This window comes from Caballeronia jiangsuensis, assembly GCF_046030135.1.
Taxonomy (GTDB): Bacteria; Pseudomonadota; Gammaproteobacteria; order Burkholderiales; family Burkholderiaceae; genus Caballeronia; species Caballeronia jiangsuensis.
The window spans coordinates 1-299 of the sequence record NZ_JAQQDB010000156.1; the positions used below are offsets into that span (position 1 = coordinate 1).

1 protein-coding gene is annotated in these 299 nt (G+C 54.2%); it reads right to left on the bottom strand.

The window, feature by feature from the left end:
* Positions 1-7: 7 nt before the first annotated feature.
* On the bottom strand, positions 8-299 hold a 292-nt coding region (locus tag PQR08_RS38780), incomplete at its 5' end, for an IS30 family transposase (RefSeq protein WP_408164533.1).

A 299-nucleotide genomic window follows, 5' to 3' on the forward strand; every position in this document is an offset into this window, starting at 1 on the left:
GGCGGATTCAACCGGTCAACGCAACACCCAATGTTTCCGCTAGCTTCTCAGCGGGGGTCATAAATTGCAATGTCTTGCGCGGCCTATCGTTCAAACGATTAGCAATCTTGTTCAATTCGGCTTGCGAGTAGCCGTCAACCGGGACTCCCTTCGGAAAGTACTGACGCAGCAGTCCGTTCGTGTTCTCATTGCTCCCTCTTTGCCAAGGGCTGCGAGGATCGCAGAAATATACCTGCACATCGGTGGCGATCGAAAAGGCCCTGTGACTTGCCATCTCCGTGCCGCGATCCCAGGTGATT